Annotated in this window: 7 protein-coding genes and 2 pseudogenes; 5 read left to right on the forward strand and 4 right to left on the reverse strand. The window is 43.8% G+C overall.

Annotation, left to right across the window (positions count from 1 at the left end; all coding sequences use genetic code 11):
* Both B3143_RS05040 and B3143_RS05045 read right to left on the reverse strand, forming a co-directional pair.
* Positions 1–422 (reverse strand): annotated as a pseudogene (locus B3143_RS05040) (IS5-like element IS17 family transposase); the annotation flags it as partial.
* A gap of 133 nt (positions 423–555) precedes the next feature.
* Positions 556–772 (reverse strand): annotated as a pseudogene (locus tag B3143_RS05045) (TetR/AcrR family transcriptional regulator); the annotation flags it as partial.
* A 148-nt stretch (positions 773–920) separates the two neighbouring features.
* On the opposite strand from B3143_RS05045, the gene B3143_RS05050 reads away from it, so the two are divergent.
* From B3143_RS05050 to dnaJ, 4 genes are all read left to right on the forward strand, one after another.
* On the forward strand, positions 921–2,024 hold the full coding sequence (locus B3143_RS05050; RefSeq protein ID WP_286739724.1) for an efflux RND transporter periplasmic adaptor subunit: 1,104 nt from the start codon (positions 921–923) through the stop codon (positions 2,022–2,024).
* A gap of 2 nt (positions 2,025–2,026) precedes the next feature.
* Positions 2,027–5,164 carry an efflux RND transporter permease subunit gene (locus tag B3143_RS05055; protein WP_286739725.1) on the forward strand — a complete coding sequence of 1,046 codons (3,138 nt, stop codon included), beginning with the start codon at positions 2,027–2,029 and terminating at the stop codon, positions 5,162–5,164.
* 130 nt (positions 5,165–5,294) lie between these two features.
* Positions 5,295–5,672, forward strand: a complete 378-nt coding sequence (locus B3143_RS05060; RefSeq protein ID WP_104426832.1) for a hypothetical protein — start codon at positions 5,295–5,297, stop codon at positions 5,670–5,672.
* A 103-nt stretch (positions 5,673–5,775) separates the two neighbouring features.
* Positions 5,776–6,891, forward strand: coding sequence for a molecular chaperone DnaJ (gene dnaJ / locus B3143_RS05065; RefSeq protein WP_034703346.1), 1,116 nt, complete (start codon positions 5,776–5,778; stop codon positions 6,889–6,891).
* Positions 6,892–7,062: 171 nt separating this feature from the next.
* Here dnaJ and B3143_RS05070 read toward each other — a convergent pair whose 3' ends face one another.
* The gene (locus B3143_RS05070) at positions 7,063–7,248 is read right to left on the reverse strand and encodes a hypothetical protein (protein WP_005233192.1); all 186 of its coding nucleotides are present in this window, start codon (positions 7,246–7,248) and stop codon (positions 7,063–7,065) included.
* 848 nt (positions 7,249–8,096) lie between these two features.
* Between B3143_RS05070 and B3143_RS05075 the strand changes: the two genes are divergently transcribed.
* Complete coding sequence (locus tag B3143_RS05075; protein WP_104426834.1) at positions 8,097–8,294, forward strand: hypothetical protein; 198 nt, start codon at positions 8,097–8,099, stop codon at positions 8,292–8,294.
* A gap of 51 nt (positions 8,295–8,345) precedes the next feature.
* On the opposite strand, the gene B3143_RS05080 is transcribed toward B3143_RS05075, so the two are convergent.
* Positions 8,346–8,480, reverse strand: coding sequence for a hypothetical protein (locus B3143_RS05080; RefSeq protein WP_286739727.1), 135 nt, complete (start codon positions 8,478–8,480; stop codon positions 8,346–8,348).
* Positions 8,481–8,658: the final 178 nt, after the last annotated feature.

Here is an 8,658-nt window from a genome sequence, read left to right on the forward strand (position 1 = left end):
TCAGGTCCATGTTTCTTGCGTTTCCATTCGCCCTCACCTAGAAACTTCATGCCTGTAGAGTCCATGAGTAGATGCAGCCCATCGCTACTTTTTTGGTAGCTGATTGCAATATCAATATGCTTTTGTCTTCTACAAAGCGTACTGTAATCTGGTGCGGTCCAATTTAATCCGCAAAGTTTAATCAGACTTTGCACAAAGCCAGTGACTATACGTAAAGATAGACGGAATAAGGATTTAATCATTAAGCAGCATTGGATAGCTGCGTCGGAGTAGGTTTGATTTCGCCCTTGTTTGCCTTTTGATGGAGCATACCATTGCGTAGCAGGATCAAACCAAATGGCAATATTTCCGCGACTCATGAGTGCTCGGTTATATGCGGGCCAATTGGTTGTGCGGTAGATTTTGTGTGTAGGCTTCTTCATTTGAAAATTATATCGCTGAAAAAGCCTTTACAGATAGGTTTGTGCAACAAAGCCATATTGAATGAGCGCAGACAGATCTGATACAGCTCCTGCTGAAAATCACTATCAGGCTGCAGAACTTTAGGAGATTCCTGCAGAATTGCCTCACAGGTTTCTTCAACCGCACAGCTAAACAGCGTGGCCTTATCCTGAAAATGATTATAGACAGTGAGTTTGGTCACCCCGGCTTCCAGCGCAATCTGGTTCATGCTGGAACCATGATAACCATGCTGTAAAAACAGCTGTTTCGCTGCGTTCAGAATACGCTGGCGTTTCTCCAGATCCTTGGGCCGTCCAACCGGTATTTGCACAATTTCATCCAAAAAAAATCAATATGGTCATTGTTTTAACTGCAGAATCCTAATTAGTGTACCGGGTGATATATTAATTAAAAAATAAGCAATTTATATATCTACCTATTTTGCCCTAAAAATGATGATTAGATAAGAGCGAACAATAATGAGCACGATACAGAGCGCACTGGCTGGCATGATCGTCCTATGCAGTATGGCTTTCTCAGGATGTAGCAAGGACAGCGCTGCAGCAGAACAGGAAGTTCCATTTGTCATGGTGACCACACCGAAAACTTCACATCAGGAATTGAAAAGCTATGCCGGTGATGTCCAGGCACGTCAGCAAACAGCACTGGCGTTCCGGGTAGGCGGGCAGGTCACCCAGCGTTTTGTCGATGTGGGCGATCAGGTAAAAGTGGGGCAGATCTTGGCGACCCTAGATGTGAAAGATGCTCAACTTCAATTAAATGCAGCACGTGCCCAGCTGGAAAGTGCTCAATCGGCCAGTAAAATTGCTCAGGATGAATTACAGCGTTTCAAGCAGCTGTTACCCACCAATGCCGTGAGCCGTTCGCAATATGATGCGATTGAAAACCAATATAAGGCAGCCGCGTCAAATCTGAAACAGGCCCAGTCTAATTATGATACGGCTAAAAATCAGACTGCTTATAACCAGCTCATTGCCAATAAAAGTGGGGTAATTACTGCACGTAATATCGAAATTGGTCAGGTCGTTGCAGCAGGGCAGGCGGCCTTTGAACTGGCGATAGCCGGTGAGCGTGAAGTCGTGATTGGGGTTCCTGAACAGGCGATTTCCGAAATTAAAACCGGTCAGCCGGCCTGGGTCACGTTATGGTCCAAACCGAATGAAAAATTCGCCGCCTTTGTTCGTGAGATTTCACCTGCAGCAGATCAATCGCGTACCTTCCGGGTGAAAGTGGCTTTACGCGAAGGGAACAGCCAGATTCAGCTTGGTCAGAGTGCCCGGGTGTTCTTCCAGAACAGTCAGGACAATGTCCTTAGCGTTCCTTTATCCAGCGTTTCAGCGACCGATCAGCAGGCCTATGTGATGGTAGTCAAGCCGGATCATACCATCCGCAAAGTGCCGGTTCAGCTGGGTGCTTATGGCCGTGATTCTGTACCAGTTCTCAGTGGGTTAAAGGCTGATGATTATGTGGTGATTGGTGGGATGCATCTTCTGCGTGATCAGCAAAAAATCAATCCGATTGACCGTGAAAACCGTAGTGTGAAAATTCAGGCAGGGAGTTAAACATGAACTTTAACCTGTCTGAATGGGCCTTAAAGAATAAAGGTCTGGTACTGTATTTCATGATCCTGCTCGGTTTGGTGGGTATCGTGTCCTATTCCAAACTGTCACAAAGTGAGGATCCGCCGTTTACCTTTAAGGTGATGGTAATCCAGAGCTACTGGCCGGGTGCCAGTGCTAAAGAAGTGTCCTTACAGGTCACGGATCGGATTGAAAAAGAGTTGATGACTACTGGTCAGTATGACCGGATCATGGCCTATTCCCGTCCGGGGGAATCCATGGTGACTTTTATTGCCAAGGATTCTTTGGCTTCCAAGGATGTCGCAGATGTCTGGTATAACGTTCGTAAGAAAATCAATGATATTCGCCATGAATTACCGCAAGGCGTACAAGGTCCATTCTTCAATGATGAGTTTGGCGATACCTTTGGTAACATCTATGTCATTAAAGGCAATGACTTTGATTATGCCACACTTAAAGAATATGCCGACCGTTTGCAGTTACAGTTACAACGGGTCAAGGATGTCGCCAAAGTTGAACTGATTGGCCTCCAAGATCAGAAAATCTGGATAGAGATCTCCAACACCAAAGCTACCCAACTGGGTATTCCGGTGACAGCCATTCAGCAGACACTGCAGCAGCAAAATGCCATGACTCAGGCGGGCTTTTTTGAAACCGGTTCTGACCGGATTCAGGTGCGGGTCAGTGGTGCGCTGAATAATGTTGAAGAACTGCAGCAATTACCTTTATTGGTGAATGGCAAGACCATCCAGCTCGGCGATGTGGCTGAAGTTTATCGCGGCTTTACTGATCCGGCACAACCGCGTATGCGCTTTATGGGCGAAAATGGCATCGGTATTGCCGTATCGATGCGTAAAGGCGGTGACATCATTGCCTTGGGTAAAAATCTGGAACAGGAATTTGCCCGGTTGCAGAAAACTTTGCCTTTAGGAATGGATCTGCAAAAAGTTTCAGATCAGCCGGTAGCAGTGAAACGCAGTATTAATGAATTTATGAAAGTTCTGGCCGAGGCCGTGATTATTGTTCTCTTGGTGAGTTTTTTCTCACTCGGGTTCCGTACTGGTTTGGTGGTGGCTTTCTCGATTCCGTTAGTATTGGCGATGACCTTTGCCGGGATGCAACTGTTTGATGTTGGCCTGCATAAGATTTCTCTGGGTGCCCTGATTCTGGCACTTGGCCTTCTGGTCGATGACGCGATCATTGCCATAGAAATGATGGCAATCAAAATGGAGCAAGGCTTTAGCCGCTTACAGGCGGCCGGTCATGCCTGGCGGACGACTGCTTTTCCAATGCTGACCGGAACCCTGATTACTGCTGCCGGTTTCCTGCCGATTGCGACAGCAGCATCCAGTACCGGGGAATATACCCGCTCGATTTTCCAGGTGGTGACGCTGGCACTGTTAGTATCCTGGATTGCCGCAGTCCTGTTTGTACCTTATTTAGGTGACAAACTTCTGCCAGATTTCAATAAGGATCTGGTGCAGAGAGCGCCATGGTATCAACGTCTCTGGGCGCGTTTACGCAAACGCCCTGAACCGGAGCCGCTGGTGCATCATGCTGGTGAACATCATGATCCTTATCAAACCAAGTTCTATCAGGGCTTTCGTCGCTGGGTGAATATCTGTGTCACCTACCGTAAAACGGTCATCGCGGCGACTGTCGGGATTTTTGTGCTATCCATTTTGATGTTTAATCTGGTGCCAAAACAATTCTTCCCGCCATCGAACCGTGCCGAAATTCTAGTGGATCTGAAACTGGAAGAGGGTGCTTCATTAAAAGCGACTGAAGCGGCAGTAAAAAAAGTTGAAAACTTCCTGTCCAAACAGGAGGGGATTGATAACTATGTGGTCTATGTTGGTACTGGTTCACCGCGTTTCTATTTACCTTTAGACCAGCAATTACCGCAAGCCAGTTTTGCCCAGTTTGTGGTCTTGGCTTCATCACTTGAAGACCGCAATGAAATCCGTAAATCCTTAAGTGACCAGATTCGGGTGCTGTTACCAGAAGCCCGTACCCGCGTATCTCTGCTGGAAAATGGCCCACCGGTCGGTTATCCATTACAGTTCCGTGTATCGGGTGAAGATCTGGGATTAGTCCGTCAATGGGCACAGAAAGTTGCAGCAACGGTCGGAGACAATCCGAATACCACCAATGTGCATCTGGACTGGGGCGAGCCAAGTAAAGTGATTAAACTGGATATTGATCAGGACCGCGCCCGTCAGCTTGGCGTGAGCAGTAGCGATTTGGCCAGTTTTCTGAATAGCTCGATTTCTGGAACTGCGATTGATCAGTACCGTGAGAAACGTGAGCTGATTGAAATCCGCTTACGGGGTGATCAGGCTGAACGTGTCGATGTCGGTTCACTGAGTAGTCTGGCAGTACCGACTACGAATGGGAGTTCAGTTCCTCTGGCCCAGATTGCCAAGATCGAATACAGCTTTGAAGAAGGCCTGATCTGGCATCGGAACCGCTTGCCGACCATTACCGTACGGGCTGATATCCGGACGCAACTGCAACCGGCAACCGTGGTCAACGAGCTGAAAGATCAGTTGGCACAGCTCAGATCAGAAATGCCAAGTGGCTATTTAATAGAGGTAGGCGGGACAGTTGAAGAATCTGCGCGAGGGCAGAACTCAGTGAATGCGGGTATGCCATTATTTTTAGCGGTGGTGATGACTTTATTGATGATCCAGCTTAGAAGTATCTCGCGTGCCTTTATTGTCTTCCTGACGGCGCCATTGGGCATTATTGGCGTGGTCTTATTCCTGTTAATTTTCAATAAACCTTTTGGCTTTGTGGCCATGCTAGGCACGATTGCTTTGTCAGGCATGATCATGCGTAACTCGTTAATTCTCATTGACCAGATTGAACAGGATATTCAGGCCGGTGAGTCGCAATGGAATGCAATTATCAATGCCACAGTGCGCCGTTGCCGTCCGATTGTCCTGACTGCACTGGCTGCCGTTCTGGCCATGATTCCTTTATCCAGAAGCATTTTTTTCGGGCCAATGGCGGTTGCCATTATGGGAGGATTGATCGTTGCAACGCTATTAACGCTGTTTTTCCTGCCAGCCTTATATGCACAATGGTTTAAAGTGAAAAAAAGTTTAAATTCTGTTTAAATTTGTCATAATTTCAGGTGCGAAATATTGAAAATTTCAATATAGTACTACCTGATTTTTTAATAATTCAAAAAAGACATACTGCTGCGGAACTCGCTTGTGCTGGGCCGCACACTAAGGTTGACTAAACATGACTCAAGACACACTCACCAAGATGCGACGCTCCGTGGCGATGGCTTATGTCTTCATGTTTTTTGCTTTGTTTACAGTGGTGAGCGGCATATTCGCCTACTGGTATGCACGTAAGGTGACCCAGATTGATTATGCCGAAGTCTGGTTACAGGCACAGGCACTCTGGATCATGCGTAATATTGTAATTTATTCAGTACTCGCGATTTTTGCTGCACTCTGGTTTATTCCACTATTTTTCTTTGCTTGGGATAGCCAGCTTTGGGTAAAAGCCTGCACAGTCGCAGGTGTGGTATTCAGCTTTATTGCCATTATTTTCCTCATTAATGCCTGGTTCAAAGGTATCTTCAAATTTTCTCAAAACAAAGCCGTATTCTAAGCTTTCAATTTTTTTTCAGAATTCCCCTTGTAAAGCTGGGTTTAACCCCAATTTTAGACCACAGTCAATATTAAATAGAATTCCGTGAGGAGCATCGCCAGACATGGCTAAACGTGATTATTATGAGGTTTTGGGCGTCTCTAAAACCGCTAGTGATGATGAAATTAAAAAAGCCTACCGTAAGTTGGCGATGAAATATCATCCAGACCGTAACCCGGACAATCCTGAAGCTGAAGAGAAATTTAAAGAGGCTTCAGAAGCGTATGAAGTTCTGTCAGACAGCGAGAAACGCAGCATGTACGACCGCATGGGCCATCAAGCCTTTGAAGGTGGTATGGGTGGTGGTGCTGGCGGCTTCGGTGGTTTCAGTGCGGAAGATATTTTCAGCCAGTTTGGGGATATTTTCGGTGGAGCCTTTGGTGGGGGTGGCCGTGGCCAGCAACGTCAACGCCGTGGTTCAGACTTACGCTATGTGATGGAATTGACCCTTGAAGAAGCAGTGAAAGGCGTTAAGAAAACCATTACTTTTACTGCACCAGCGCCATGTGACGCCTGTGATGGTAAAGGTTCTAAAAATCCGAACGATGTTGAAACCTGTCCAACCTGTCATGGTGCCGGCCAGGTACGTATGCAGCAAGGTTTCTTCTCGGTACAGCAAACCTGTAGTACCTGTCGTGGCCAGGGCAAGATCATCAAGAATCCATGTAATAAATGTCATGGTTCAGGTGTATCTGACCGTCAGCAAACTTTGGAAGTTACTATTCCAGCCGGGGTGGACAATGGCGACCGCGTACGCTTGACTGGTAAAGGTGAAGCGATCCGTGATGGCCAATCAGGTGATCTATACGTTGAAGTCGTGGTACGTGAACACGAAATCTTCCAGCGTGACGGTGCAGATCTGTATATGGATGTGCCAATTTCAATTGCGGATGCAGCTTTGGGTAAAGAAGTTCAGATTCCGACATTAGATGGTCGTGTCAGCCTGAAAATTCCTGAAGGTACGCAAACCGGTAAACTGTTCCGCCTACGTGGTAAGGGCGTGAAACCAGTACGTTCAACCATGCAAGGTGATCTGCTTTGCCGTGTTGTTGTAGAAACACCGGTGAACCTGACTGCACGTCAACGTGAACTGTTAAAAGAGTTGCAAGCGACCATGGAAGATGAGGGCAGCCAGTCTTCTCCAAAGAAAAAATCTTTCTTTGATCGTTTGTTTGACTGATCTGGATCGATAAAAAAGGACGCTCAGGCGTCTTTTTTTATGGCTTAAATTCGGAAAAGACGTATAAGTTCATTATTAGATAGAAATAATGAGAAAATTATTCTTTTAATAGTATTGGCTTTTTAAGAAGGATTTATATCCCTCACGCAGAGAAATATAAATCCTGTCATATTATTGCGCTTCAGTTGCTTGAGCTTCTGATGCTGGAGCTTCGCTTGCAGGTGCTTCAGCAGCTTGAACTTCAGATGCAGCTGTTTCAGTTGCAGCAGGAGCTGTTTGTGCTACTTCTTCAGCAGCAAAAGTTTGTGATGCAGCAATTAACGCTATCCCGGCAAAAGTTAATTGAACTAATTTCATATAAATTTCCTTGTATTAAAAATAGTGTACTACTCAGTACACTTGGCAAAAATGTTGACATAAAATGTAGATATTGATGTTTTTTTGTGTGTACTTATGTTTGGTAATGTAATTTGATGTTATTTAAATAATTGAAATATAAGATTAATCATTAATCTCATAAAATTGAGCAAGTGGCAAAATATATAAGAAAATGGATTTTTTAATGTGATGTATGTCACATATTTGCACATCTAAAGAATGAAATTTAATTTAAATTCTAAAAGAAAAACCCCAGCGTCCTGCTGGGGTTTTTCGTATGGGTTCGCTCGGTATAACTCCTGTCGTACCTTACTGTCCTTGTGCTGATCTATTGTTATTCTTGTTTGGAACTTCCTGTTCCTGATGAGTTCATCATAGGAAACTTCCAGTATTCTGGATAGCAGCAAAAGGCCGAGATTGATGTGAGCCAAAGCGTACAAAGAGTCCGATTACTACTTTTGCCAGACAGGGAAAATACTTTGTCACCTCATCATCAGGATATGAAAATCCTGAATTAATGATCTCTCTATTCATTTGACTAATAAAATATTATGAATAATCTGAAATATTAAAAGAATTGTTACAAAAACTGGTTCCTATTAAATTTTTAGCAAACATGAGATTATTAAGAAATTCATATATAAAATTAATTTTTAGGCCGACAATCTTGCTAAATAGGAATGATTTAGAAGGTTATTTAATCTATCAATTCCTCAAAACTTGCAGAACTTTTTCTAATTTGTAATCCTTGCGACCAAGGGTGTCTAGCTGAGCTAAGGCAGGTATTTGTTGTAGTCGGGCCGCTACAACTGATAACAGGTGCCTATATGTTTAATTTAAAGATTTTTAATAAGATCTCTACCGAAGTTTTGACCTTAAAAAATGACCTGGAGCTGAATTCCGAGATTCAACTCATCACTAAATATAAAACATCTATTTGTGAAGATTATAAAAAAGCGATTATTTTGATCTTTAAAGAACGTGGATATACCAGCTTGGAAGTTGGTCAACTACTTGATGCGTGATCCTTAAACATTTCTAAATTTAAAAAAGTATGGATTTATACTTTCATTTACTCAAACAATCCATCGCGCTTCATCTAAAATAATGCCATGCGCTAAAGGCATATGCCTCAGTACGCGATAATGGGTATTTAATTCAATAATATCGGTAATACTTATATTGCTGAGGTGGTCAAATTGGAGTTTCAATATATTTCCCTTAAATACAAATAATCTAAATATGAAAAATCAAGATCATACGTACCATGGAAAAATATTTTTTATCTTATTAAATTCAATTATTTAAAATTAAAATCTAATTCTTATTAACTAGAATTTTCTTTAAATGAGTTTATCTCTGACTAACCATTTAGGGTGTGTTGACACT

Source organism: Acinetobacter sp. UBA1496 (genome assembly GCF_002324975.1).
In the GTDB taxonomy this organism is placed as follows: domain Bacteria; phylum Pseudomonadota; class Gammaproteobacteria; order Pseudomonadales; family Moraxellaceae; genus Acinetobacter; species Acinetobacter variabilis.

Bases quoted from the DNA above. Each gene is read 5' to 3' on its own strand.
- B3143_RS05055 (WP_286739725.1), top strand. From the start codon at position 2,027: ATGAACTTTAACCTGTCTGAATGGGCCTTAAAGAATAAAGGTCTGGTA.
- B3143_RS05050 (WP_286739724.1), top strand. From the start codon at position 921: ATGAGCACGATACAGAGCGCACTGGCTGGCATGATCGTCCTATGCAGT.
- B3143_RS05070 (WP_005233192.1), bottom strand. From the start codon at position 7,248: ATGAAATTAGTTCAATTAACTTTTGCCGGGATAGCGTTAATTGCTGCA.
- B3143_RS05060 (WP_104426832.1), top strand. From the start codon at position 5,295: ATGACTCAAGACACACTCACCAAGATGCGACGCTCCGTGGCGATGGCT.
- dnaJ (WP_034703346.1), top strand. From the start codon at position 5,776: ATGGCTAAACGTGATTATTATGAGGTTTTGGGCGTCTCTAAAACCGCT.
- B3143_RS05075 (WP_104426834.1), top strand. From the start codon at position 8,097: ATGTTTAATTTAAAGATTTTTAATAAGATCTCTACCGAAGTTTTGACC.